The 25,714-nt window shown below is 69.6% G+C and carries 19 protein-coding genes and 1 tRNA gene; 14 read left to right on the forward strand and 6 right to left on the reverse strand.

Going from position 1 to position 25,714, the window contains the following annotated elements:
- Positions 1–12 precede the first annotated feature (12 nt).
- On the reverse strand, positions 13–1,107 hold the full coding sequence (locus B1H55_RS07645) for a DNA cytosine methyltransferase (protein WP_077240591.1): 1,095 nt from the start codon (positions 1,105–1,107) through the stop codon (positions 13–15).
- 148 nt (positions 1,108–1,255) lie between these two features.
- On the opposite strand from B1H55_RS07645, the gene B1H55_RS13015 reads away from it, so the two are divergent.
- The 6 genes from B1H55_RS13015 to B1H55_RS07675 all read left to right on the forward strand — a co-directional run bounded on the left by B1H55_RS13015 (position 1,256) and on the right by B1H55_RS07675 (position 13,485).
- Positions 1,256–4,078, forward strand: coding sequence for a DUF1156 domain-containing protein (locus B1H55_RS13015; RefSeq protein WP_077240590.1), 2,823 nt, complete (start codon positions 1,256–1,258; stop codon positions 4,076–4,078).
- A 1-nt stretch (position 4,079) separates the two neighbouring features.
- Positions 4,080–7,493 carry a DUF499 domain-containing protein gene (locus B1H55_RS07655; RefSeq protein ID WP_077240589.1) on the forward strand — a complete coding sequence of 1,138 codons (3,414 nt, stop codon included), beginning with the start codon at positions 4,080–4,082 and terminating at the stop codon, positions 7,491–7,493.
- Between the two features lies 1 nt (position 7,494).
- Entirely contained in the window at positions 7,495–9,003 is a 1,509-nt protein-coding gene (locus B1H55_RS07660) for an ATP-binding protein (RefSeq protein ID WP_077240588.1), read from the forward strand.
- A 6-nt stretch (positions 9,004–9,009) separates the two neighbouring features.
- The gene (locus B1H55_RS07665) at positions 9,010–10,008 is read left to right on the forward strand and encodes a PD-(D/E)XK motif protein (RefSeq protein WP_077240587.1); all 999 of its coding nucleotides are present in this window, start codon (positions 9,010–9,012) and stop codon (positions 10,006–10,008) included.
- Entirely contained in the window at positions 10,005–13,004 is a 3,000-nt protein-coding gene (locus B1H55_RS07670) for a Z1 domain-containing protein (protein WP_077240586.1), read from the forward strand. The genes B1H55_RS07665 and B1H55_RS07670 overlap by 4 nt, the downstream gene beginning before the upstream one ends.
- 106 nt (positions 13,005–13,110) lie before the next feature.
- Positions 13,111–13,485, forward strand: a complete 375-nt coding sequence (locus B1H55_RS07675; RefSeq protein ID WP_073452903.1) for a very short patch repair endonuclease — start codon at positions 13,111–13,113, stop codon at positions 13,483–13,485.
- 92 nt (positions 13,486–13,577) lie between these two features.
- Here B1H55_RS07675 and B1H55_RS07680 read toward each other — a convergent pair.
- Positions 13,578–13,651, reverse strand: a tRNA-Gly gene (locus B1H55_RS07680).
- 139 nt (positions 13,652–13,790) lie between these two features.
- Between B1H55_RS07680 and dcd the strand changes: the two genes are divergently transcribed.
- The 3 genes from dcd (at position 13,791) to B1H55_RS07695 (ending at position 17,937) form a co-directional block, all read left to right on the forward strand.
- A complete protein-coding gene (gene dcd / locus B1H55_RS07685; protein ID WP_073452905.1) occupies positions 13,791–14,399 on the forward strand; it encodes a dCTP deaminase in 609 nt (202 codons plus the stop codon).
- Positions 14,396–15,523 (forward strand): hypothetical protein, encoded by a 1,128-nt coding sequence (locus B1H55_RS07690; RefSeq protein WP_073452907.1) that lies wholly within the window; start codon positions 14,396–14,398, stop codon positions 15,521–15,523. The genes dcd and B1H55_RS07690 overlap by 4 nt, the downstream gene beginning before the upstream one ends.
- A gap of 194 nt (positions 15,524–15,717) precedes the next feature.
- A complete protein-coding gene (locus B1H55_RS07695; RefSeq protein ID WP_077240585.1) occupies positions 15,718–17,937 on the forward strand; it encodes a sialidase family protein in 2,220 nt (739 codons plus the stop codon).
- Between the two features lie 160 nt (positions 17,938–18,097).
- On the opposite strand, the gene B1H55_RS07700 is transcribed toward B1H55_RS07695, so the two are convergent.
- From B1H55_RS07700 to B1H55_RS07715, 4 genes are all read right to left on the reverse strand, one after another.
- Positions 18,098–18,820 carry a 3'-5' exonuclease gene (locus tag B1H55_RS07700; protein WP_307190136.1) on the reverse strand — a complete coding sequence of 241 codons (723 nt, stop codon included), beginning with the start codon at positions 18,818–18,820 and terminating at the stop codon, positions 18,098–18,100.
- Between the two features lie 124 nt (positions 18,821–18,944).
- Positions 18,945–19,769 carry a serine hydrolase domain-containing protein gene (locus tag B1H55_RS07705; protein WP_077240583.1) on the reverse strand — a complete coding sequence of 275 codons (825 nt, stop codon included), beginning with the start codon at positions 19,767–19,769 and terminating at the stop codon, positions 18,945–18,947.
- 18 nt (positions 19,770–19,787) lie between these two features.
- Positions 19,788–20,552: a nitroreductase family protein gene (locus B1H55_RS07710; protein ID WP_077240948.1), complete on the reverse strand. Its 765-nt coding sequence runs from the start codon at positions 20,550–20,552 to the stop codon at positions 19,788–19,790.
- A gap of 182 nt (positions 20,553–20,734) precedes the next feature.
- Positions 20,735–21,547, reverse strand: coding sequence for an exodeoxyribonuclease III (locus B1H55_RS07715; protein ID WP_077240582.1), 813 nt, complete (start codon positions 21,545–21,547; stop codon positions 20,735–20,737).
- 97 nt (positions 21,548–21,644) lie between these two features.
- On the opposite strand from B1H55_RS07715, the gene B1H55_RS07720 reads away from it, so the two are divergent.
- From B1H55_RS07720 to fbaA, 5 genes are all read left to right on the forward strand, one after another.
- Positions 21,645–22,469 carry an SDR family NAD(P)-dependent oxidoreductase gene (locus tag B1H55_RS07720; protein WP_077240581.1) on the forward strand — a complete coding sequence of 275 codons (825 nt, stop codon included), beginning with the start codon at positions 21,645–21,647 and terminating at the stop codon, positions 22,467–22,469.
- Between the two features lie 126 nt (positions 22,470–22,595).
- Positions 22,596–23,093 carry a thiol peroxidase gene (tpx, locus tag B1H55_RS07725; RefSeq protein WP_077240580.1) on the forward strand — a complete coding sequence of 166 codons (498 nt, stop codon included), beginning with the start codon at positions 22,596–22,598 and terminating at the stop codon, positions 23,091–23,093.
- A 73-nt stretch (positions 23,094–23,166) separates the two neighbouring features.
- Complete coding sequence (gene pyrE / locus B1H55_RS07730; RefSeq protein ID WP_077240579.1) at positions 23,167–23,736, forward strand: orotate phosphoribosyltransferase; 570 nt, start codon at positions 23,167–23,169, stop codon at positions 23,734–23,736.
- 8 nt (positions 23,737–23,744) lie between these two features.
- A complete protein-coding gene (locus B1H55_RS07735; protein WP_077240578.1) occupies positions 23,745–24,422 on the forward strand; it encodes a TrmH family RNA methyltransferase in 678 nt (225 codons plus the stop codon).
- Between the two features lie 187 nt (positions 24,423–24,609).
- Complete coding sequence (fbaA, locus tag B1H55_RS07740) at positions 24,610–25,659, forward strand: class II fructose-bisphosphate aldolase (RefSeq protein WP_073452929.1); 1,050 nt, start codon at positions 24,610–24,612, stop codon at positions 25,657–25,659.
- The last annotated feature ends 55 nt before the right edge of the window (positions 25,660–25,714 follow it).

Consider the following 25,714-nt stretch of genomic DNA (forward strand, 5'->3'; position numbering starts at 1 on the left):
AGGTACTCACGGTCAGAACTTGTCGAGGATCTGCCGGGCGACGGCGGCGCCCAGGGGGATGGGTACGGCGTTGCCGATCTGGCGGGCGATGGCGGTGCGCGAGCCGATGAAGCGGTGCGTCTCCGGGAAGCCCTGGAGGAGGGCCGCCTCGTAGTGGGTGATGGCGCGGTTCTCGATGGGGTGCAGGTATCGCCCCTTCTCCGGCTTGAAGAACTCCGTGCGGATGGTCACGGACGGCCTGTCCCAATGCAGGCGACCCATGACGTCCATTGATCCGGTGGTGTGCTTGCGCCAGCAGGGCGCCTTGAGGTCATCCGGAAGGTTGGTCCGATTACCACCCTCGGGGATCGCCTTGAAGCGGTCCAGGGATTTGTCATCGTAGGTCCGCGAGACGTGCAGTTCCCGCCGCGAGAACGCCCCGGGAACATCCCGCGAGCCCACTCGCGTGCGGACCTCGCTGAAGCGCGCGTCCATATCGGGCTCCGCGGGCACACCCAGCAGCGCTTCGCGCACCGTTCTGTAGAGGGGGAGCCCGTCGGCCCCGTCCGGGCTGTGCGTGGGAGTCGGGAAGGCGGGGGCCGGTAGGTCCCGGTGGTGCCCGATGAGGACCGCGCGCTTGCGCGACTGCGGGGCGCCGTAGTCGGCGGAGTTGAGGACGCGCAACTCGAAGGAGTAGTCCTCCAGGAACCCTCTGGGCTCCGTGGCGGCCTTGAAATCCCGGTATTGGGGGGACTTGCCGAAGGCCGGCACGTTCTCCACGACGAAGTACTTGGGCCCGGTCGCTACGAGGGTTGCCGCGTACTGCTCCCACAGCCGGTTGCGTGCATCCTCGGCGTCCCGCTTGCCCAGCGTGCTGAAGCCCTGGCACGGCGGCCCGCCGACGACGACGTCGATCCCGTCCGGCACCGCGCCGGCGGCCAGCCACTCCTGGATGGGGCCGGCGTAGACGTCCGTGCTCGGGAAGGTCGCCTGGTAGGAGGCGGCGGCGTAGGGGTCCATCTCGACTGCGGTGACGCTGTGGAAGCGCGATGACGCTGCGTGGAACCCCGCAGTGAGGCCGCCCGCCCCGGCGAAGAGGTCGAGGACGCGGATCGTTCTGGAACCCATGGGATCAGGCTAGCCGGCGCCACCGTCACCAATCCGAGGCGCACCGGCGGACGTGAAACTGTGATTCGTGTCGGAGGCCCGCCGTAGAGTGGGCCCAGTTCGCGACCGTGAGGAATCCCCACCCTCCCAGCCCGATGGAAGGACGCCCGTGCCCAGGAAGCTCATCGAGGTGGCGCTGCCCCTCGACGCGATCAACGCCCAGTCCGCCCGGGAGAAGTCCATCCGCAAGGGGCACCCCTCCACCCTGCACCTGTGGTGGTCGCGCAAGCCCACGGCCACGGCCCGTGCCGTGCTCTTCTCCCAGCTGGTGGACGACCCCTCCGAGCGCTACGAGGAGTTCCGGGAGGCTGCCCGCGCGGCCGGGGACGCGGAGCCCGACGCTGCCGCGGAGCGGGCCGTGGAGGCCGAGCGACGCCGCCTGTTCACCCTCATCACCCGCATGGTGGATTGGGACAACCTCACCGACGAGCACCTCATGCGCGAGGTGAGGGCGGAGATCCGCCGCTCGACGGGCGGCGAGCTTCCCGCCGTGCTCGACCCCTTCGCCGGTGGCGGTTCCATCCCGCTGGAGGCCCAGCGGCTCGGACTGGAGGCCCGCGCGTCGGATCTCAACCCCGTGGCCGTCCTCATCAACAAGGCGCTCATCGAGATCCCGCCGCGCTTCGCAAGCCGCGCCCCGGTCTTCCCGGAGGCCGACGACGGCACGCGCACATGGCCCGGCGCGCACGGCCTGGCCGAGGACGTGCGCCGCTACGGGCAGTGGATGCGCGAGGAGGCCTGGAAGCGCATCGGCCACCTCTACCCGGCGGCCGAACTGCCCGACGGGACGACGGCGACCGTCATCGCCTGGATCTGGGCGCGCACGGTCACCTGCCCGAACCCCGCCTGCGGCATCGAGACCCCGCTCGTGTCCAAGTGGTGGCTCGGCAAGAAGAAGGGCAAGGAGGCGTACATCGTCCCCACGATCGTCGGTGACCATGTCGAGTACTCCATCGGCCACGACCCCGCGCAGGCGCCGTCTTCCGGGACTGTCGCTGGCGGCAAGGGACGGTGTCTCGCATGCAGCACGCTGATCGACAACGCCTGCATCCGCAGCCAGGCGACGTCCCGAGGGCTCGGGCAGCGGCTCATCGCGATCGCCGCTGAGGGCGGTCGGCGCCGGGAGTACCTTGCGCCCACCGCGGCCCATGCTGATACTGCGCTGGGTATTCCGCGTCCGACCGACGTTCCGATGCAGGAGGTGCCGAAGCGGAACCATGACGTCGACAGGTTGCCGATGTACGGCATGCCGACCTGGAGCGACGCGTTCACCTCGCGGCAGCTGACGGCGCTGACGACGTTCTCGGACCTCGTGGGGGAGGCGCGCGAGCGGGTGCTGCGCGACGCGCTCGCCAACGGCATGGAGGAGGGGGAGCGTCTCGAGGCCGGTGGTGCCGGAGCCGCAGCCTACGCCGACGCCGTGGCTACGTACCTGGGGTTCGCTGTGTCCAGGCTTACCGACTACTCGTCAGCGTTGAACACATGGGCGAATAATCCTCAAATGGAGATCCTGCGCAATGTGTTCGCCCGACAAGCACTTCCGATGGCTTGGGATTTCGCTGAAGGCAATCCCTTCGCTAGTTCTTCGGGGAGCCTGTCAATCATGATCAAAGCTGTTTCTGAGGCAGTGAGTCGCACGCCTGCGAACGCCGCATCGTCCGTTCTTCAGGCCGATGCATCATCGCGTGACTACGCGAGCGCCGTCATCTCCACCGACCCTCCGTACTACGACAACATCGGCTACTCGGACCTGTCGGACTTCTTCTACGTGTGGCTGCGCCGCTCCCTCAAGGGCATCCATCCGTCCCTCTTCTCCACCATGCTCGTGCCCAAGGCCGAGGAGCTCGTCGCCAACCCCTACCGGCACGGCGGCAAGGACGGGGCGAAAGACTTCTTCGAGGACGGCTTCCGCGCCGTCTTCGCCCGTGCCCGCCAGGGCGCGAACCCCGACTACCCGATGACGGTCTACTACGCCTTCAAGCAGTCCGAGACCACCGCCGACGGCCGCACCTCCACGGGCTGGTCCACCATCCTCGAGGGCATGATCGGCGCCGGCTGGACCATCACCGCCACCTGGCCCATGCGCTCCGAGCGCGGCGGCCGCATGACCGGCGTCGGCACCAACGCCCTCGCCTCCTCCATCGTCCTCGTCCTGCGCCCCCGCCCCGAGGACGCCCCCATGACCGACCGCCGCAGCCTCATGCGCGAGCTGCGCCGCACTCTCCCGGACGCGGTTGAGACCCTGCGCAGCGGCGGCATCGCCCCCGTCGACCTCGCCCAGGCGGCCATCGGACCCGGCATGAGCGTCTTCTCCCGCTACGCCCGCGTCATCGGACCCGACGGCACGAACATGACCGTCTCCGAGGCCCTCACCCACATCAACACTGTCCTCGACGAGGTCCTCAGCGAGCAGGAGGGCGACCTCGACGCCGACACCCGCTGGTGCCTCACCTGGTACGACGCCCACGGCTTCACCGAGGGCCCCTACGGGGAGGCCGAGACCCTCGCCTCCGCCCGAAACGCCTCCATCGACGCCCTCAAGCGATCCGGCGTCCTCAACGCCGGCGGCGGCCGCGTCAGCCTCATCGCACCCTGCGATCTGCCCGACGGCTACGACCCCCGCACCGACGACCGCATCTCCCACTGGGAGGTCGTCCTCCACCTCGCCCGCACCCTGAAGGCTCGCGGCATCGACGATGCCGGGAGGATCCTCGCCGGAGCCTCGCACCGCGGCCTGGAGATGGACGTCCTCCAGCCCCTCGCCTACCGCCTCTACTCGCTCGCCGAGAGGCACGGCCGGACGGAGGACGGCCTCCTGTTCAACGACCTGGGCGGCTCCTGGCCCGAGATCGCCGCAGCCGCCCGCACCGGAACAGGCGCCGGCAGCGACGCCCAGACCGCACTCGACCTCGACACCCTGAAGGACGACTGACATGGCCACCATCTCCAACCGCGCCCGGATCGGCCGGGCCATCGAGATCGTCGCCGGCGCCCTGGAGCCCTGGATCGACAGCGCCGTCAACCCGAGACTGCCCGCAGGCACCACCTGGATCGACCTCCTCGCCCGCAAGGACAATCACGCCGGCTGGACCTACGACCCCTCCGACCTCCAGTGCCAGCTGCGCGTCATCACCGAGCGCATGGGGGACCTGGGCTTCCTCTTCAGCGGGGTCCTGTCACGCGGGGAGCAGAACCTCGCCGGCGAGCTGCGCGACGTCCGCAACAAATGGGCGCACAACACCGCGTTCAGCGCCGACGACACGTACCGCGCCCTCGACACATCCGAGCGCCTGCTCCGCGCCATCAACGCCCCCGCCGAGGCCGACGCGATCGGCGCCATGCGGCGCGACACCCTGCGCTCCACCTACGACGCCGCCACCCGACGCGACACCCGGGCCACCGCCGTCGCCATGCCCGACCTCGGGGAGAAAGGACTCACCCCCTGGCGGGACGTCGTCCGCCCCCACCCCGACATCGTCTCCGGCGACTACGGCCAGGCCGAATACGCCGCAGACCTGCACCAGGTCGCCCATGGCAGGGGAGCCGATGAGTACGTCGACCCCGTCCGCTTCTTCGAGCGCACCTACCTCACCCAGGGCCTGCGGACACTCCTGACCATGACCGCCCGACGCTTGGCTGGCGACCCCAACGCCCAGGCGGTCGTCAACCTCCAGACCACCTTCGGCGGCGGCAAGACCCACTCCATGCTGGCCGCCTGGCACCTCGCCGGCGGAACACCGCTCGAAGAACTCCCTCAGGACGTCCAGGACCTCCTCGCCGGTACCGGGGTCCCGACGAACGTCAGGAGGGTTGCCGTCGTCGGAAACGAGATCTCCCCCGGGCAGCCGAGTACCAAGCCCGACGGCACCGTCGTCCGCACCCTGTGGGGCGAGCTCGCCTGGCAGCTCGGCGGCCCCGAGGCCTACGCGACGATCGAGCAGGCCGACCGCACCGGCACCAACCCCGGTGCCGCACTGCGAGCCCTCATCGCTGATCACGCCCCCGCCCTCATCCTCATCGACGAGTGGGTCGCCTACGCGCGCGGCCTCTACGGGCGCGAGGGTCTCGTCGGCGGCAGCTTCGACACCCAGTTCACCTTCGCGCAGGAGCTCACCGCCGCCGTCCAGGGCGTTCCCGGAGCGCTCCTCCTCGTCTCCATCCCCGCCTCCGACATCCGGGGGGACGGCACCGTCCCCCGCGCCTCCGAGCTGGAGATCGGCGGAGACGGCGGCCGCGAGGCCCTCCGGCGGCTCCAGCACGTCGTCGCCCGCGTCGCCCACCACTGGAGCCCCGCCTCCTCCGGCGAGAGCTTCGAGATCGTGCGCCGGCGACTGTTCACCGACCTCGACGCGGAGGCCACGCGCAAGCGCGACGCCACCGTCAAACGGTTCGCCGACTACTACCGAGGGCAGCGCGGCGAACTCCCCTCCGACACCTTCCAGCCCGAGTACGAGCGCCGGCTGCGCGACGCCTACCCCATCCACCCCGAGCTCTTCGACAGGCTCTACGGCGACTGGTCCTCCCTGGAGCGCTTCCAGCGCACCCGCGGCGTCCTGCGCCTCATGAGCGCCGTCGTCCACTCGCTCGTCCAGGCCGGCGACGAAGCCCCACTCATCATGCCCGGATCCATCCCCTTCGACGACGCCGCCGTGCGCGACGAGATCACGGGCTACCTCGACGACGCCTGGCGCACCATCATCGAGACCGACGTCGACGGCGAGAACGCCACGCCCCTCGGCGTCGACCGCGACAGGCCACTGTTCGGAGGGCGCGCGCTCACCCGCCGCATCGCCCGCGCTCTGTTCCTCGGCTCCGCCGCCACCCTCGACACCGCCCACAAGGGCATCGACCGGCAGCGTCTCTTCCTCGGGGTGGCCATGCCCGGTGACACCCTCGGCAACTTCGGATCCTCCCTCCAGCTGCTCACCGACCGCGCCACCTACGTCTACACCCAGGGAACCCGCAGCTGGTACGACCGGCAGCCGTCACTCAACAGACTGGTCAGCGACAGGGCGGCGTTCCTCGACCCCGCCGACGTCGCCGAGGCGGCCGTTGCCGTGCTACGCGGGATCGCCGGCCGGGCCCCCGAATTCACCGACGTCGTCATCGCACCGGCATCCACCTGGGACGTGCCCGACAAGGAGACTGCAACCCTCGTCATCCTCGGACCCGACCGCACTGTCGCAGCGAGGAACGGACGGGGCTCGCAACTCACCGGCCCCGGCAGGGACTTCACCGAGGAGCTCCTGCACGAACGGGGCTCCGCACCGCGCAGCAATGTCAACACCCTCATCGCCATCGCCCCCGACGAGAACCGCTGGGCGGACGCCGAGCAGGCGCTGCGCATCCACATGGCCTGGTCGCAGATGGCCGAGGACACGTCCATTCGCGACCACGACCTCACGGTCAGTCAGGCCGACCAGGCCAGGCGCAAGGCCCAGGAGACCCGGGGCCCCGCGGAGCACGCAGTGTCGGCCGCATGGATCTGGGCGCTCCACCCAGTCCAGGATTACGGCTCGCAGCCCTTCGAGATCGAGGCCCTCAAGACCGACGGCGAGGAGCAGCGCATCGCCGTACGGGCCGGGCTCAGGCTCGGCAAGCAGGACATCGTCCTGACCACGCTCACCTCAACCGCCGTCGCGATGGAGCTCCAGGGAACGAACCTGCGCGCCAAATGGAACGAGGGGAGGATCACCGTCGGCGAGCTGTGGTCGTACTTCACCCGCTACCCCTACATGCCGCGCCTGCGGGACAAGCGAGTACTACTGGACGCCGTCGCCTCCGTTATGAACGACATCGGCTGGGAGACCACCGGATTCGCCCTCGCCGCCGACTACGACGCCTCCCGCGGCGACTTCATCGACCTGCGCCTCCCCCTGGAGGACGAAGCGCCGGATATCGCCGACACCACCCTCCTCGTCTCTCCGGCGCTCGCCCGTGCCCAGCGCAGCCGTGAGGAGGACACGCGATCCGCTGCGGCGAACGGCGCGGATGGATCCGCAACTGTCGATCCCGGTGCGGAACCGGTGGTGTCGTCCGTTGTGAGCAAGGCCCGCGCGCCGAGGGGGGACGGACGAGTTCAGGTGCCGGCGACCGAGAAGCGCGTGGAGAACGCCAGGTTCAGGGGCACGTCCGAGCTCGACCCCGGACAGGACACCGCCGCGCAACTCGCGCAGCTCTCCGAGGAGATCATCGCCCACCTGCAAGCGGGCGGCCCCGACAGTCTCAGCATCGAGGTCACCATCGAGGCGAGTCGCTACGCCGGTTTCGATGCTCGTACTGTGCGCACCGTTACTGAGAACGCGCGCACGCTCGGCCTCAAGCCGGGTCGATTCACGGAGGGATGACATGGAGGCCATCACTGCGGTCTCGTCGAGAACCGTCCCGCCGGATCCATCGATCGCGGACGCCCTGGGAGCCCACCACGAGCTTCCAACGGCACTCGCCGATCTGGTTGACAACTCCATCGACGCCGGTGCGTCCCATGTGCGCATCCGCATCGTCACAGCCGACGACTTCGTCACCGGTCTGCTCGTCATCGACGACGGCCGTGGCATGGATGATACCGGCATTGATGACGCGATGACTCTGTCACGGCGCCGTGACTACGGCGACACCGACCTCGGCCACTACGGGCTCGGACTCAAGGCGGCCTCCCTCAGCCAAGCCGATGTCCTCGACGTCTACACGCGCGCGGTCGGTGGCTCTCCCGCAGGACGCCGAATCACCCGCGCGGAACCGACGCGCGTGCAGACGCTCGACGCGGCGCAGGTCGGCCGGATTCTCAGCGGTCCGCTCATGGACACGGGCGGAGGCGCACACGCGGGCGGAACGGTCATTCGCTGGAGCGGATTTCGCAACGCTCTCACCTCCCCGGACAGGGATGAGAGACGATCGTGGATCAGCGGCCTCATCGAGAACACGCGCGACTATCTCGGACTCGTCTTCCACCGGATGATCGAAGGAGGCGATGTCGAGATCTCCGTCGACGAGTTCGACGACGAACGCGGAGAGGCGGGCGCGTCGCGGAAGGTGCGGTCACTCGACCCTCTGGCCCTGGCCGCCACCGCTGTGCACCCGCGCAGACTCGTCGGAGAGGTGGGATGGACTCCCCTTGAGATGACCGCCGTCATACTCGCGGGCGGTACCCTCGACCTGCCCGGGATCAGGGCGTCCCGGCGGCTGTCGCAGGCGGAGGGAGGACAGGGCCTGTACGTCTATAGAGGCGACCGCCTCCTGCAGCTCGGCGGCTGGAACTCGGTCATCGAGGGCGGAAAGGACTATGCGAGCCTGCGCATCGCCATCGACATCGACGATCGTCTGCTCGATGCGGTCCGCATCAACCCCGAGAAGAGCGGCGTCGTCCTGGAGCCGGAGATGCGTCGTGCGATTCACGACTCGGTGGGCGAGGATATCGGCACATTCGCGGACCTGCTCAGCGCCGCCCGCAACGCGTCCGTCGAGAGCCGCAAGCGGGAGAGACGCCCCATCAGGCTGGTTGAGCCCATGGGCGGCCTCGGCCGGAGCATCTACGACGTCATCGCGGACTCCGTGGAGTTCGCCGAGGCGGATCCCATCCGCATCCGATGGGAGCGCATGCCCACGAACCGCCTCGTCGAGGTCGACATTGAGCGGCGCATCCTCAGGATCAACAGTCACCACCGGGGCATGTTCTCCTCGAGTACCGACCCCGAGGACGCGCCCTTGCTGAAGAGTCTCGTGTATCTGCTCTACTCCCGCTTCTTCGAAGGCGCGTTCCTCGGTCCGCGGGAGAAGAGGGAGATCGAGGCGTACGAGCGGATCATCAATTCGGCTCTCGCCGACGAGATTCAGCGCCGTGGATTGAATGAGGAGTAGAAGAATATGAATGAGTACACGGCGGGCGCTGCCGCGTTGACTCCTGAGACGCTCTCCGCCTATATCGACGCAGGCATCCCCACCGAGCAGCGCCTCGCGGACAGCCCGGTCTGCATTCTCGGCATCGACCCGCCGCGCCGCGAACTCACCCTGCGGACGCCGGCCACAGGCTCGGACATCGATGTCTCCGCCTACCGGATGATCCGCACCGACCTGTTCGAGGAACCGGGGGATGAGACCGTTTGGTTCCGCGTCACCGTCGATGCCGAGGGCGTCGAGTACGAGGCGTACTCGCTCCTCCAGTCGGTCTCCGACCAGCTCCAACAGGGCGATGACCTGGAACGCGCGCTGCATGTCGCCCTCGGCGCCTACCGTGGGCTGCTGGCGCGCGCCCCGCGATTGAGCGAGGACCAGGAGATCGGATTGTTCGGGGAACTGGTCGCGCTCGATCGCCTCATCAGTGCGGTCGGCGAGAGACGAGCCCTGGCGGCCTGGTTGGGAACGCAGGCCGAGGAGCACGACTTCGTCCTCGCCGGCTACGACGTCGAGGTGAAGACGACCCGGAGCGAACGACGCATCCACGTCATCCACGGGCTCGGCCAGCTGGCTGCGACTCCGGGACGACCGCTCCTCCTCATGTCCATCCAGGTGACGCGCGCCGGGGCATCAGTCGACGGTGAGACCCTGCCCGGAGTGATCGAGCACATCCGCAGGCGCCTACGAGCCGGACGCACGGCGTTCGATGACAAGCTCACCGACTTCGGCTGGGAGGACGCTCGTGCGGACAGGCTCTACACAACGGGCCTCCTCCTTCGCAGCGAACCGCGTTTCTACGTCGTTGACGATGCCTTCCCGGCACTCACCTCTGACGGGCTCGGCCGCGTTCTCGCCCGCCCCGAGCTCGTGAGAAGCATCGACTACCGCATCGACGTCACCGACCTCGAGCCGGAGGCGGTTCCGCCCATCGAGTTCAGTGCGACAGTAGAGGAGTGGCCGCACCCATGAGCATCGACCAGTACGACGAGGCCCTGGAGCAGGCCCTCAAGGGGATGAACGCTCCGAGGGATCTGCACCCCATCGTGTCGGTCTTCCTTCCGACCGGTGAGACGGTCGAACGGGAGGAGATCCAGGAGCTCATCCTGGGCGTCGACCGCAATGCCCCTGGACGGCGCAAGTTCCATATCCGCCTCAGCGAATGGGACGCCGAGGTCGACGCGGCATGGATCGAGGGAACCACGGCCCGCACGGCCGAGAGACGAGACCTCATCCTGCGTCTCCTGGGCCTGACTGATGACGCTGCCGCCCGTGTGTGCGAGACCTTCCCCGTCATCACCGACAGAACCACGGTCATCGCCGCCCCGGACTGGACTCCCTGGTACGACGAGGAGCGTCGGCGCGCCCACCACTTCTACTGGGACGGCTACCGCTCCCTCCTGGAGAGCAGGCTCCCGGCGGAATCGGTGGCCGACATCGACGCCGCCACCAACGACATCGTCGGTCGGCTGGCCGACCCCTCGGGACACGATGCGTACCAGTCGAAAGGCCTTGTCGTCGGGCACGTCCAAAGCGGCAAGACGGCCAACTTCACCGGTGTCATCGCCAAGGCGATCGACGCGGGCTACCGGCTCATCATCGTGCTGACCGGCACCGTCGAGATCCTTCGCTCCCAGACCCAGCGCAGGCTGGACATGGAGCTCATCGGGAAGGAGAACATCCTCGGAGGGATCAGTGAGGACGACACGGACCTCCTGGCCGAGGTCGACTACGTGAGCACCGATGACGCGGACTGGAGGAACGGGAAATTCGTCTCCTACGGACCCGGTTTCACGAATGCGGGAGTGCCGGAGATCAGACGCCTGACCAGAGCGAAGGACGACTACAAATTGCTCAGAGCCGGCCTCGACGCGCTCGATCCGCGGGCGGGGCACGAGCTCAGCGATCCCGCCCGACCGATGTGGCACCCGGACAACATTCACCGGACCGACGTGCGCATCGCCGTCGTCAAGAAGAACAAGGCCGTGCTGACCAAGCTCGTCAACGATCTGCGACGCATCAAGGCTCGCACGGCGGAGATCCCCGCACTCATCATCGATGACGAGGCGGACCAGGCCTCCGTCAACACGATGAACCCGAAGCGCAGTGGTGATCGAACGGCGATCAACAGGCTCATCGCCGACCTCATGAGTCGCCTCACCCGGGCGCAGTACGTCGGATACACGGCCACGCCCTTCGCCAACGTCTTCATCTCCCCGGAGGACGCCGAGGACATCTTCCCCCGTGATTTCATCGTCAGCCTGAGCGCTCCTCGGGAATACCGAGGTGGACGTGCCTATCACGACTTCGAGGAGCTGACGGTTGAGGAGAAGAAGGACCCCGCCGTGTCGAACGAGTGCGCCTTCGTCCGCGACCTCAGGGGCGACGCCGCCGTCGACCCGGAACGGGTGGAGGAGGAACTGCGAGGTGCCCTGGACGCCTTCGTGCTCACCGGAGCCATCAAGCTCTGGAGAGCAAAGGTTAGGCCCGAGATGGCCGGCCCCTTCCGTCACCACACGATGCTCATTCACGAGTCGGTCAAGCAGTACGAGCATGCCGATCTGGCGCATCGGATCCGGCGACTGTGGCAACAGGCTGGGTACGGTTCGCCCGCTTCGATGGAACGGTTGCGCAGGCTCTTCGACGAGGACTTCGCCGTGGTGTCCTCCGCCCGGCAATGGGAGGATGACCTTCCCAGGGCCGGGTCCTTCGACGATGTGGCCCCGCATGTTGGCGAGTCGCTCGACCTAGTCATGGCGGGTGGCGCGGATCCGGTCGTCGTCGTCAACGGCGATAAGGATCAGCAGTACAACCAGGTCGACTTCCAACGGGATAGGGTCTGGCGTGTCCTCGTCGGGGGAGCCAAGCTCAGCCGCGGGTTCACCCTCGAGGGCCTGACTATCAGCTACTTCAAGCGGCGGGCAGGTCAGGCCGACAGCCTCATGCAGATGGGGCGCTGGTTCGGGTACCGTCCTGGGTATTCCGACCTGGTGCGCCTCTACATAGCCAGGGAGATCAAGGGTCCTCGAGGCGTTGCCTACGACCTCTACGACGCTTTCGGCGCGATCATGCAGGACGAGGAGCAGTTCCGCGAGCAACTGGCGACCTTCGCCCGGATCGAGGAGGACGGCCGCCCTGCTCTCAAACCGATCGACGTCCCGCCGCTCGTCTTCCAGCAGTTGCCGTGGCTGCTCCCCACGGGGCGGAACAAGATGTACAACGCCAAACTGGACTTCAGGGGCATCGGAGGAGCTCTTCAGGATTTCCCGCGACAGCCCGACCGTGGGGACGGCGGAACGAACGGGCGCCACTTCGCGCTCGTGCGTCCCTGGTTCGAACGCGGTCTCTTCGGTGAGCCGGAGGAGTTCGGGTACCGGGACCCGAACGGGAACAAGAGGCATTCATTCAAAGGACGAATCGCAGTCATCCCCGCCGAGGAAATGCTGGCGGTCCTGGAGCGCTTCGAGTGGATGAAGCAGTACGACTTCACCCCCACGTTGGAGATGATCCGCCGCGCGATGGACGAGGGGAAGCTGGAGGACTGGGCCGTACTCCTTCCCCTGCTCGAGGGGGCGTCGGACAAGATAGTGGACGGGATCCCTCTCCCGATGCTCAAGCGGACCCGCCGCACCGACCGAGGTGGATTCTCCGGAAGTTCGTTCCGACAGCGCGGTGCCATCGAGACCATCGCGGGGAAGCCTCGCACCGGGGGCGAGCAGCCCTCAGGAGACGATGCGGCGCTGGCTTACCGAACTCCTACCCGCGGCGCGATGCTCCTCACCTTCGCCGCCGACCCGAAAGGAAATGCGGAGAGAGCTCCGGCACGCCTGCCGGCGGACATGAGCGCGGCGGACACCGCCACGATCTTCTCCCTGGCACTGCCCTACAAGGCCGCGCCCAGGGGCCGGATCGCCTTCAGTGTCAGGCGCAAGGACCGCAGTGATGACCCCGTCGTCGACGCCGACTGAACCCGGGCGGCCGGCTGGGCCGGATCCTGGGGGAGAGCCGGAGGCCCGGACGGGAGCCGAGTGGGCTGCGGTCTCCTGGGCGTCGTCGCCCGGCGTGGCCAGATCGATGCGCTCGAACAGGCGCAGGGACACGCGCCCGGAACTCGCGATTCGCCGCTTGCTGCACGCCCACGGCCTGCGCTACCGGGTGGACATGGCGCCATGGAGCAATAAGCGACGGCGCGCGGACATCGTGTTCACGCGCCAGCGCCTCGCCGTCTTCATCGATGGCTGCTTCTGGCACGGCTGCCCCGAGCACGCGACCACGCCGGCGACGAACACCGACTACTGGCGCCCCAAGCTCGCCAGGAACATCGAACGCGACCGCGAGACCACTGCGATGGCCGAGGCGGAGGGATGGAGGGTGCTGCGCATCTGGGAGCACGTCCCTCCGGAGGAGGCCGTGGCGCTCATCCTCAAGGCGCGGAAGGAGGGGCCATGAGAGGCGCCGACGGGGCAGTCGGGCGGAAGGAGGCCTTCCGGGATCACGAAAAACTCGCGGCGCCGCAGAACAGCGCCGTGAGCTCCTTCATGTGGAGCGGATGACGGGAATCGAACCCGCGCTATCAGCTTGGGAAGCTGAGGTTCTACCATTGAACTACATCCGCAGATGCCCACAACGAGGTGCGCGAAGACAGCATACCCCACCACGGCGCGCATGTGGAATCGCCGGGCCCGGAGGCCGGGCCCGGCGCCCAGGCGGGCGACCGGTACCCTGGCGGCCGCTGCGCCTGGCACAATCGTCCCGTGCTCCTCTCCGACCGTGACATCCGCGCCCAGCTCGACGCCGGCCGCGTGGTCCTCGACCCCTGCGACCCGGAGCTGATCCAGCCCGCATCCATCGACGTCCGGCTGGATCGCTCGTTCCGGCTCTTCGACAACCACCGCTACCCGGTCATCGACCCTGCCATCGAGCAGGACGGGCTCACCCACCTCATCGACGTCGGCCCCGACGAGCCCTTCGTGCTGCACCCCGGCGAGTTCGTCCTGGGCGCCACCTATGAGCGCGTCACCCTGCCCGACGACGTCGCCGCCCGCCTGGAGGGCAAGTCCAGCCTCGGGAGGCTCGGACTGCTCACGCACTCCACCGCCGGCTTCATCGACCCCGGCTTCACCGGCCACGTCACCCTGGAGCTGAGCAACACGGCCACCATGCCGATCAAGCTCTGGCCCGGGATGAAGATCGGCCAGCTCTGCTTCTTCCGACTGTCCAGCCCCGCCGAGGCCCCCTACGGCTCGGGCGCGCGCGGCTCGCGCTACCAGGGGCAGCGCGGTCCCACGGCCTCCCGCTCGCACCTGAGCTTCGACCGCCTGCGCATCGAGGACGCCGGCCTTCCCGCCGAGGAGTCCGAATGAGCGCCTCCTCCGGGGACCTGGCGGTCTCCCTGCCCGTCGACACCACCACCTTCACGGCCACCTCCATGATGCCGGTGGGCCTTGTGGACGCCCGTCACCTGCTCGTCCTGGCCGACGATGTCGCCGTGGAGGAGATCGAGGCCCTCGCCCTGTCCCTGGACGAGCGCGCCGGCTGGGTGGGGGCCTCCCGCCTCCAGCTCTCCCCGGGCGCCGAGCTGCACGGCCCATGGCCCCTCGACGACGACATGCGCCGCATGCTGGGCCTGCCCGACTGGGCAGCCCAGGTCATGCTCCTGGAATGCGCCCCCCAGCGCGCCGGCGCACTGCCCCCGGAGCTGGCCGGCGTGGATCCGATGGCCGACGCCTTCCCGACGGCCATGCCCACCGGCGCCGAGCTCGTCGCCCTCATTCACCTGCGCGCCATCGCCCGCCGCCTGGCCGGGGCCATCCGCCTGGTCGACACCTCTCCCGATGACGGCGAGGCCCGCATCACCCTGCTGGTCCCGGACCCGGAGTCCTCGGTCATGCTCGCCATCTACGCACCGGTGTGGATCGCCCCCGACGCGCTCGCCGTCCTCCTCGACCCCATCGCCCCGGGCGCCGTGCCCGCCCTGGAGACCTCCGCGCCGCGCGGCGCCGTCGGATTCGACGCCCTGTCCCACGCCGACCTGGAGCGACTCACCGAGACCATCGGGGCCGACGTCCTCGACGAGGTCTGGCGGCGCACGGAGCGCGAGCGCGCCCGGGCCGAGCGCGAGGAGGCCGAGGCGCTCGCCGCCGGGGAGGAGCTCGTCGAGTACCGAGAGGGCTACGCCGTCGTCGCCCCGATCGATGCTGGGACCCTCGGCTGGGGCGGTATCGAGGTCCGCGTCGAGGGGACGAATGAACTGCCGATCGCCGTGCGCGGCGAGCCCTGGGCCGCCGACGGTGTCGTCGTCACCTCGGTGGTCTGGCGGCCGGTCGACATCGCGGACGCCCACGCCCTCACCCCCAGCCGCACGCGCCGCCGCGAGCGCGCCGCGGCGCGGGATCTCATCGAGCGCGTGGCCGCCACGATCGCCCGTGAGTCGGGCGGCGTCATCGTCGACGAGGACGGCTTCCTCGTCGGCCTCGACGTCCTCTGAGGGATCCGACGCCGTGTCCGCTCATCGGCGCGGGCCCGGTTATTCCTGATGCTGTGCGACCTGCGTCGTTGTCATAGGTGATGCTGATTTGACATCGATCCGAGTGTTGGCGCTATCGTCATGATCGTCAGACATCTGACGCCCCAGTCCGCTAAGACCCCAGGCAACGTTGCCGAGCACTGAACGGATCCCCTATGAGAACTCATCACCCCCGTATCCCAGCGATCCTGGGAGCCGGTGCCATCGCGCTCACCGGACTCACCATCGCCCCGACGGCGCAGGCGGCCAAGACCGCTGATGGCCTCATGGACGTCGTCATCACCCAGGCCGCAGATGCCAACGGCGGCGTCTACGCCGTCGGAAGCACTCTTACCTTCGACATCAAGGTCACTAACCTGAGTGCCGAGGCCCGCTCCTTCGAGGTCGCCAAGACCAATCTCGGAGGTCGGGTCACCGCCTGCAAGTGGCGCAACATCGCCGCTAAGGCCACCAAGACCGACTGCATGGGCTACGCCACCCACACCATCACCCAGGCCGATCTCGATGCGGGCTCCTTCACCCCGGAGATCTCCTACACTGTCCGCGCTCCCGAGTACAAGGGTGATGCCCTCAATACCCCGGAGACCGTCCGCGGCGCCGCCGTGCCGATCAAGGCGGCCCCTCCCGGACAGGATGCGCCCAAGGGCCCGCAGGAGCCCGAGGAGGAGAAGGGCGACTTCCCCAAGGCCGAGCCCGCGCCCCTCCCGGACGCCTCGGTGTCGCTGCCCGCCTCGATGAGCGATGGCACCGCGGTGGCCACGGGCACCGCCACGGATAATGTCCGCATCCCCGCGATCACCACCGCGCCCAACGGAGACCTCCTCGTGGCCTATGACGTCCGGCCCACGGACAATGGCAATAAGGGTGGCGACTCACCCAACCCGAACCACATCGTCCAGCGCCGTTCCACCGACGGCGGTAAGACCTGGGGTGCGCCCACCTACATCCACAAGGGCATTGAGACCGGGGCCAAGGAGGGTTACTCAGACCCCTCCTACGTCGTCGACTCGGCCACGGGCGCGATCTTCAACTTCCACGTGAAGTCCTTCGACGCCGGCTGGCCCACATCCAGGGCAGGCTCTGACCCCGCAGACCGCGGCGTCATCCAGGCCGAGGTCTCCACCTCCACGGACAACGGCCACACCTGGACCCACCGCGTCATCACCCCGGACATCACGAACGATCCCTCATGGATCGCCCGCTTCGCCGCCTCCGGCCAGGGCATTCAGATCCAGAACGGCGAGCACAAGGGGCGCCTCGTCCAGCAGTTCACCATCAAGCTCGCCAATGGAACTATCCGGGCCGTCTCCGTCTACTCCGACGACCACGGCGCCACCTGGAAGGCCGGAACCCCGGCCGGCACCGGAATGGATGAGAACAAGGTCGTCGAGCTCTCCGACGGTCGGCTCATGATGAACTCGCGCGTTTCCGATGGAAGCGGCTTCCGCAAGGTGGCCACCTCCACCGACGGCGGTCAGACATGGTCAGAGCCGGTCTCGGACAAGAACCTCCCGGACTCGGTGGATAACGCCCAGATCATCCGCGCCTTCCCCAATGCCGCCCCGGGCACGGAGCGCGCCAAGGTCCTCCTCCTCAGCCACTCGCCGAACCCCAAGGCGTGGTCCCGCGACCGTGGCACGATCTCACTGTCCTGCGACGACGGTGCTACGTGGACGGGCAAGGTCTTCCGCGCCGAGCGTGTCGGCTACACGACGCTGGCCGTGCAGTCCGACGGCTCGCTGGGAGTCCTCAGCGAGGATGGGAACGACCGGCAGATCGCCTACCGCAACTTCTCCCTGGCCTGGCTGGGCAGCGACTGCCCCGCCCTCAAGGACGCCCCGAGCCCGGAGCCGAAGCCCGAGGAGCCCCCTGCCCCCGCCCCGAAGGCTGGTTGGGAGAAGGATGGTGGTAATTGGCGTTACCGCAATGCTGATGGCGGTCTGGCCACCGGTTGGCTCAAAGATGGTGCGTCCTGGTACTACCTGCGCTCCGATGGGACGATGGCCACGGGGTGGGTCAAGGACGGCGGTGCCTGGTACGCCTTGAAGGACGATGGCGCGATGCGCACCGGCTGGTTCAAGGATGGCGGTGCCTGGTATCTGCTGCGGGACAACGGTGCCATGGCCACCGGTTGGGCCAAGGATGGTGGGAAGTGGTACCACTTCGCCGACAGTGGGGCGATGACCACTGGTTGGATCCGCCTGGCCGGTACCTGGTACCACTTGGGCGCCAGTGGGGCTATGACCACGGGGTGGCTCCAGGACGGTGGCTCCTGGTACTACCTGCGGGCCAATGGTGCCATGGCCACGGGTTGGGTGACGGTTGGTCCGAGCCGTTACTACATGGATCCCTCCACGGGGGTCTGGCGGGGCTGAGCGCTCAGTGGGGCTGACCGCCTCACGCATGGCCTGACCGGGGCCCGCGCGGGATTGGGGAACCAGTCCGCGCGGGCCCCGGCGCGCGTGCTCGCCGCACCGAGCGACACCGATGACCCCGAGCGGCGCCCGCAGCCCCGGCCGACGCGCTCAGCCCTCGCTAGTGGGCGCGGATGGCGCCAGTGGAACGAGGCAAGACTGGCCCCGACCCGCGTCGCATCACCAGGCGCGGGCGGGCGGCATCGGCCCGATGGTCATCCCAGGTGAGGCCCGTGAAGGCCGCTGCCGCATCCAGTTCCTCACTCCAGGCGGGGCGGTCCTGCCCGCGCTCACGGCCTACGGCGAGGTAGTGGCGCAGCAGGCCGGCGCAGGCCAGGGCGTCGTCGAGCGCCGTGTGATGCGCCGCGAGGGGGATGCCGGCCGCCTCGCAGCAGGCGGTGAGACGGCGCGACGGCGTCGTGAGGTAGTCCCGGGCGCGGCGCATGGTGCAGACCTGGGGGATGGGCACGTCGGCGTCGAGGATGCCGAGGCCGCCCAGCGCGTGGCTGAGGAAGCCGATGTCGAAGCGGGCATTGTGCGCCACGACGACCCTTCCGGCCAGATCCCGGGCGATGAGATCGGCCAGCTCGGCGAGGCGGGGCGCGCCGGTGACGTTGTCGGGGGTGAGCCCGTGGATGAAGGTGGGGCCGACCTCGCGAGTCCCGTCGGGCCCGGGGCCGGGATCCACCAGCGAGGTCCAAGCGCCCTCGATCCCGCCGCGCGCATCGAGGTGGACGAGCCCGATCTCCAGGATCGCGTCCGCGCTGGGGGACAGGCCGGTGGTCTCCAGGTCCACGACGGCGTAGCCCGGTGCCGGCGGGCGAATGGAGGAAGGGCTAGGCATCCCCCGCATCGTATCCGCCCCTCCCCACTTGCCCCCTTCGCCGAGACCGGTCGAAAACGTCATTGAAACCGGTCCGCGGACCGGTTTCAATGACGTTTTCGACCGGTCTCGGCACCACTTATGCCTATGGGATGGGAGGGAGAGCGAGGATCTGGTCGTTCAACGCGGTCCAGGCGCGCCGGTGCGCCTGACCGAAGGGGCGCTCGCCGAGGAAGACCGCCTGGCGCCCGGCCACCGGGTCCACCCAGAGGAAGGAGCCTGACTGGCCGAAGTGCCCGAAGGTCGCGGGCGAGTTGCCGGTGCCGGTCCAGTGCGGCTGCTTGTCGCCCCGGATCTCCACACCCAGGCCGAAGAGGTTGGGATTCTGCTTCCCGTAGCCGGGCAGGACGCCGGCCAGGCCGGGGTAGACGGGGGTGCACGCCTGCTCGGCGAGCCCGGCCCCGAGCAGGCGGGGGGCGGCGAGCTCGCGGGCGAAGACCGACAGATCGCGGGCGCTGCCCTGCCCCGAGTGCGCCGGTGAGCCGGGGATGAGCACGCTGGCCATGCCCAGGGGCTCCAGGACGGTGGTCTCCACCCAGGCCTCCAGGTCCGTGGCCGTGGCCTCGGTGAGGCGCCGTCCCAGGATCTCGATGCCCCGGTTGGAGTAGATGCGCCGCGCGCCCGGCTCGGCGAGCGGCTCGCCGGAGTCTGGGGCGACGCCGCTGGCGTGGGCGAGCAGATGGCGGATCGTCGCGCCGTCCAGCCCCTCGCCGGCGGGGTCGTCGAGGCCGAGCATGCCGCGCTCGACGGCGATGAGCGCCGCCCAGGCGACGATCGGCTTGGTCACGGAGGCGAAGGGGAGGACGGCGTCGACCTCGCCCGCCTCGGTGATGATCCGCCCCGCCTCGGTGACGACGAGCGCCGTCGGGAAGTCGAACAGCCCCAGGGCGGGGAGCGCGTCGCTGGTCATCTGCCCTCCTCATCCGCCTCAGTGGAGGCAGAGCCGCTGGCTGTGCAGGACGTCGAGGACCGGGGCCTGGGCGGCCCGCCCCTGCCCGACCATCCGCACGATCTGCTCGGTGAAGCTGTCCACGCGACGCGAGGCGTCCCGCAGGTCGTAGTACTCGGTGACGCGCTCGTCATAGGCGGACAGCGCCTCACCGTGCTCCTCCAGCGGGGGATAGGAGTCGACGCCGACGGTGATCTCCTCCGGGAGGCGCGGCTTGTACTGCGGCTCCTGCGCCGGGTGGCCCACGAGGAGCCCGAGGAGGGGGAAGGTCCGCTCGGGCAGCCCCAGGGCGGCGATGAGCCCGGCGGGATCGCCGAGGATCGAGCCGAGGTAGCAGGTGCCCAGGCCCAGCGACTCCGCGGCCGCCACCATGGACTGCGCGGCGATCATCGTGTCCTGGCATCCCTGGAGGAAGGTGTAGGCGCGCTCCAGGGGCTCGGTCGGGGCGCCGGCGCGTTCGCGGATGACGGCGTTGCGGTGCAGGTCGACGACGAGGACCAGCAACTCACCGCGATCCCCTCCCACGTAGGGCTGGCCGGAGGCGGCGTGGACGGCGTCGCGCGCGGCGGCGTCGCGCACGCGGATGATGGTCGTCTGCTGGAAGTAGGAGGACGTGGCCGAGGCGCGCGCGACGGTCAGCAGGGTGCGCATGACCTCCTCGCCCACCGGCTCATCGGTGAAGGCGCGGATCGTGCGGTGCGCCAGGAGCGCGTCAATGGTCGTGTTGCGCACGGGCGCCGTCATCGGCTCGCGCAGCGCCCGCGGCGCGGTGGATACCGACGGCGCAGCAGCGGAGGGGACCGATGACTCGGCTGGAAGGGGCATCGCGGGGCTCATGCCACGAGCCTAATCCGACGGGGCGGCGCTCGTGGGCCGCGACGCCTCGGCCAGCACATCATGGTGGCCGGCCTGCCCGGCCCGCCCGGTCAATCCACGTCCACGATGACGGGCACGTGGTCGGAGGCGCCCTTGCCCTTGCGCTCATCGCGGTCGATGACCGCGCCCGCCACCCGCGCCTCGAAGGCCGGCGAGCCGTAGACGAAGTCGATGCGCATCCCCTCGTTCCTGGGGAATCGCAGCTTCTGGTAGTCCCAGTAGGTGTAGTTCGTGACGCGCCCTCGCGTGGCCTCCACCATCCCGAGCGCCTCGAAGGCGCGGAAGGCCTCCCGCTCGGGGGCCGAGACATGCGTGGCGCCCTCGAAGACGGCCATGTCCCACACGTCCTCGTCGTGGGGCGCCACGTTCCAGTCGCCGACCAGCGCCAGTGGGAGGGAGGGATCGGCGGCGAGGCGGGAGGCGACGTCGTCCCTGAGCGCGGCCAGCCAGGCGAGCTTGTAGGCGTAATGCGGGTGGTCGAGCTCGCGGCCGTTGGGCACGTACAGACTCCACAGGCGCACCGGCGCCCCTCCCCCCGCTGCCCCGCCGACGGTCGCCCCCAGTGCCCGCGCCTCCACAACCGCCTCAGCGCCCTCCTTCGCGGCCCAGGCGGGCTGCCCGGCGAAGGATGTGGCGACGTCGGCCAGGCCCACGCGCGAGGCGATCGCCACCCCGTTCCACTGGTTCAGGCCGTGGACGGCGAGCTCGTAGCCCGCCGCCTCGAAGGGCTCGCGCGGGAACTGGTCCGGGCGGCACTTGATCTCCTGCATGGCCAGGGCGTCGATGCCGTGGCGCTCCAGGACGGCCACGACCCGATCGACTCGGGTACGGATCGAGTTGACGTTCCATGTGGCGATGCGCATGGCAGGAGGCTACCGGCCGGAGCACGACCTCGCCCCCGGGAGGGGCGCGCGGCGTCCCCTTCCGGGGCGCGGTGGGCCCTGCCGCTAGCCTGATGGCATGGGAACAGCGCTCATCACCGGAGGCACATCGGGCATCGGCCTGGAACTCGCCTGGCAGCTCGCCGAGACCCACCACGACCTCGTGCTCGTGGCCAGGGACGCGGCACGGCTCGCCGCCGTCGCCGAGGAGATCCACCAGACAGCGGGCGTCGGTGTCCAGGTGATCGACGCCGATCTCTCCGTCCCCGACGACCTTGAGCGCGTGGCCTCCCGCCTGCGGGGCGGCGTGACCGGAGCCGTCGCCGGGGCGCAGGGCGTGCACAGCGCCGAGCAGGTGGCGGCCCGGCCCATCGACCTGCTCGTCAACAACGCGGGATTCGCCGTCGGCCAGGCCTTCATCGGCGGCGACCTGGGTCAGGAGAGGCGCGCCCTCGACGTCATGGTCGGCGCCGTCATGACCCTCACCCACGAGGCCCTTCCCGGCATGGTGGGGCGCGGGCACGGCGCCATCCTCAACGTCGCCAGCATGACCGCGCTGACCGCCATGGGCACCTACGCCGCCCACAAGGCCTGGGTGCGGACCTTCACCGAGGGGATCGCCTCCGAGCTGGCGGGCACCGGGGTTACCGCCACCGTCGTCAATCCCGGTCTGACCCGCACCGAGTTCCACGACCGCGCCGGCATGGACGGCTCCCAGTGGCCCGAGGTCATGTGGCTCGACGCCGCCGACGTCGCCCGCGCCGCGCTCGCGGCGGTGCGCCGGGGCCGGGTCATCTGCACGCCGTCGGCCCGCTACCAGGTGGGCAACGCGGCGCTGAGGCTGGCGCCGAGATGGTTCGTGCGCCGCGTCGCCGGGCACGCCTCGGCCAGCACTCAGTACTGACCGCGCTCACGCCCACGGCCCCCGCCCCGATGGGCGGGCCCGCGCCGGCGAGTCCCGCTGCGCGCCCCGGTTCGCGGCAGGCGGACTGCACTCGATGAAGGACGATAGTCCTGCCATGATGGCGCCATGGCTGAGATCACCCGTCACGGAGACCCCATCACGACTATCGGAACCCTGCCCGCCGTGGGAGGCGAGGCGCCCGCCTTCGAGCTCGCCGGAGCCGACCTCGCCCCGGTGACGAGCGAGTCCCTGCGCGGCGAGCGCCTCGTGCTCAACATCTTCCCGTCCATCGACACCGGCGTGTGCGCCACCAGCGTGCGCGAGTTCAACAAGCGCGCCGCCTCCTTGGAGAACACGACCGTCCTGTGCGTCTCGGCGGACCTCCCCTTCGCGCACGCCCGCTTCTGCGGCGCCGAGGGCATCGACGGCGTCCTGACCGCCTCGAGCTTCCGCTCCACTTTCGGGACGGACTACGGCGTGACCATCACCGATACCCCGATGGCGGGGCTGCTCTCGCGCGCCGTCGTCGTCCTCGACGCGCAGGGCGCGGTGCTCTACACCGAGCAGGTTCCCGACATCTCGCAGGAGCCCGACTACGAGGCGGCCATCGCCGCGCTCTCCTGAGCCGCCCGCTCCCAGCCGGGCCCCGGACTCCCCACGCGGGAGTCCGGGGCCCGGATCGTCTAGCCTTGAGCCCGTGAGCACCAATGATCCCCAGCGCGCACGGCTGGCCGCGCTCGTCGGCGAGCTCGCCGTCGTGCGCGGCACCGTTACCCTCGCCTCCGGCCTGACCTCCGACTTCTACGTGGACATGCGCCGCACCACCCTCCACCACGAGGCCGCGCCCCTCATCGGCCACGTCATGCTCGACATGCTCGAGGAGGCGGGCCTGAGCACCGAGGACTACGACGCCGTCGGCGGGCTCACGATGGGTGCGGACCCGGTGGCCACCGCGATGATGCACGCGGCGGCCGCCCGGGGGCTCGACCTGGACGCCTTCGTCGTGCGCAAGGCGGCCAAGGATCACGGCATGAAGCGCCGCATCGAGGGCCCGGACGTGGGCGGCAGGCGCGTGATCGTCCTGGAGGACACGTCCACCACGGGCGGGTCCCCCCTGGAGGCGGTCGAGGCCCTGCGCGAGGCCGGCGCTCAGGTGCTGGCCGTCGCCGTTGTCGTGGACCGATCCACCGGTGCGCGCGAGCGCATCGAGGCCGCCGGCCTGCCCTACCACGCGGCCCTCGGCCTGGCCGACCTCGGCCTCGACTGAGGCCCCGCGTGACGCCTGAGGACCACTGGGCGTCGCTGCCGCCCGATGCGGACGCCCCCGCCGACCATCGCGAGGTCGGGGTGGGGCCGTGGCCGGGCGGACCCGACGCCTGGCCCGATGATCCCCGCTACGACCCCGAGCTGCTCGCCGGTGGGGACCGGCGCAACGTCGTCGACCGCTACCGGTACTGGAGCGTGAAGGCCATCCGCGCCGACCTCGCCTCCCGCGCCCACCCGCTCCAGGTGGCCATCGAGAACGTCAGCCAGGACCTCAATATCGGCTCCATCGTGCGCAGCGCCAATGCCTTCAACGTCTCCGGCGTCCATATCGTGGGGCGGTGCCGTTGGAACCGTCGCGGCGCCATGGTGACCGACCGCTACCTCGACGTGCGCCACCACCCGAGCCCCGCGGAGCTCCTCACCTGGGCGGTCGCGGAGGGCTACGAGCCGGTCGCCATCGACAACGGTCCCGGATCGACGCCCCTGGAGAGCGCCGCCCTGCCCGAGCGCTGCCTCATGATCTTCGGCTCCGAGGGCCAGGGCATCAGCGAGGAGCTCATCGTCGGCTGCTCGCGCCTCCACCGGATCGGCCAGTACGGCTCCACCCGATCCATCAACGTGGCCGCGGCCGCCGCCGTGGCCATGCACGCCTGGATCCGCCAGCACGGCGGCCCCGCGCCCGACTGACCGCACAGCCGCCGGCGCCGCCTGGTCGGCCTGCCGCACCGGCGCATCACCACTCCATCGGGCGGTCCCGCCGCGCCCGGAGCCGGACTCGGCCGGAGCCTCGGGACCATCGCCCGGTACCCGATCGACCCGATCCGTGGAAGAATCGGTGCTGCACCATTGCCACATCTCACCCAGGAGGCACCCAGTGGCCATCGCAACCCCGGAGTCGTACGCGGACATGCTCGATCGCGCGAAGGCTGGCAAGTACGCCATCCCCGCCATCAACGTCACCTCCTCCCAGACTCTCTCCGCCGCCCTCAAGGGTTTCGCCGACGCCGAGTCGGACGGCATCGTTCAGATCTCCAACGGCGGCGCCGCCTACTGGTCCGGCTCCTCCCGCGCCGACAAGGTGAAGGGCTCCATCGCCTTCGCCGCCTACGCCCGAGCTGTCGGCGACCTCTACCCGGTCCAGATCGGTCTGCACACCGACCACTGCCCCAAGCCGATGCTCGAGCCCTGGGTCCTCCCGCTCCTCGAGATCGAGGCCGAGCAGGTCAAGCGCGGTGAGCTCCCGATGTTCAACTCCCACATGTGGGATGGCTCCGCCGAGTCCCTCGACGACAACATCGAGATCGCCGTCGACATGCTCGCCCGCGCCAAGGCCGCCAACGTCATCCTCGAGATCGAGATCGGCGCCGTCGGCGGCGAGGAGGACGGCATCAAGGGCGAGGAGAACGCCAACCTCTACACCACGGCCGACGACGCCTGGCGCGCCATCGAGGCCCTGGGCCTGGGTGAGAACGGCCGCTACATCACCGCCCTCACCTTCGGCAACGTCCACGGCGCCTACAAGCCCGGTCACGTCAAGCTCCGCCCGGAGATCCTCGGCGAGATCCAGGACGACGTCGCGGCGCGCCTCGGCGACCGCCTGTCCACCAAGGTCGGCACCCAGGACTCCCCCTTCGACCTCGTCATGCACGGCGGCTCCGGCTCCACCGACGAGGAGATCGCCACCGCGGTGCGCAACGGCGTCATCAAGATGAACGTCGACACCGACACCCAGTACGCCTACACCCGCCCGGTGGCCGACTGGATGCTCAAGAACTACGACGGCGTCCTCAAGATCGACGGCGAGGTCGGCAACAAGAAGACCTACGACCCGCGCGCCTGGGGCAAGGCCGCCGAGAACGGCATGGCCGCCCGCGTCGTCGAGGCCTGCGAGCGGCTCGGCTCCGTCGGCTCCGCCAAGCGCTGATCAGCCGCGCGGAGCGTCGGATGTGAGCCCATCACCCGCCTGACGCTCCCTCCGC

Origin of the sequence: Actinomyces denticolens (assembly GCF_002072185.1) — a bacterium.
Classification (GTDB): Bacteria; Actinomycetota; Actinomycetes; order Actinomycetales; family Actinomycetaceae; genus Actinomyces; species Actinomyces denticolens.

Coding starts and splice junctions, on each gene's coding strand:
- B1H55_RS07645 (WP_077240591.1), bottom strand. CDS start 1,107: ATGGGTTCCAGAACGATCCGCGTCCTCGACCTCTTCGCCGGGGCGGGC.
- B1H55_RS07655 (WP_077240589.1), top strand. CDS start 4,080: ATGGCCACCATCTCCAACCGCGCCCGGATCGGCCGGGCCATCGAGATC.
- B1H55_RS07660 (WP_077240588.1), top strand. CDS start 7,495: ATGGAGGCCATCACTGCGGTCTCGTCGAGAACCGTCCCGCCGGATCCA.
- B1H55_RS07665 (WP_077240587.1), top strand. CDS start 9,010: ATGAATGAGTACACGGCGGGCGCTGCCGCGTTGACTCCTGAGACGCTC.
- B1H55_RS07670 (WP_077240586.1), top strand. CDS start 10,005: ATGAGCATCGACCAGTACGACGAGGCCCTGGAGCAGGCCCTCAAGGGG.
- B1H55_RS07675 (WP_073452903.1), top strand. CDS start 13,111: ATGCGCTCGAACAGGCGCAGGGACACGCGCCCGGAACTCGCGATTCGC.
- B1H55_RS07690 (WP_073452907.1), top strand. CDS start 14,396: ATGAGCGCCTCCTCCGGGGACCTGGCGGTCTCCCTGCCCGTCGACACC.
- B1H55_RS07695 (WP_077240585.1), top strand. CDS start 15,718: ATGAGAACTCATCACCCCCGTATCCCAGCGATCCTGGGAGCCGGTGCC.
- B1H55_RS07700 (WP_307190136.1), bottom strand. CDS start 18,820: ATGCCTAGCCCTTCCTCCATTCGCCCGCCGGCACCGGGCTACGCCGTC.
- B1H55_RS07705 (WP_077240583.1), bottom strand. CDS start 19,769: ATGACCAGCGACGCGCTCCCCGCCCTGGGGCTGTTCGACTTCCCGACG.
- B1H55_RS07710 (WP_077240948.1), bottom strand. CDS start 20,552: ATGACGGCGCCCGTGCGCAACACGACCATTGACGCGCTCCTGGCGCAC.
- B1H55_RS07715 (WP_077240582.1), bottom strand. CDS start 21,547: ATGCGCATCGCCACATGGAACGTCAACTCGATCCGTACCCGAGTCGAT.
- B1H55_RS07720 (WP_077240581.1), top strand. CDS start 21,645: ATGGGAACAGCGCTCATCACCGGAGGCACATCGGGCATCGGCCTGGAA.
- tpx (WP_077240580.1), top strand. CDS start 22,596: ATGGCTGAGATCACCCGTCACGGAGACCCCATCACGACTATCGGAACC.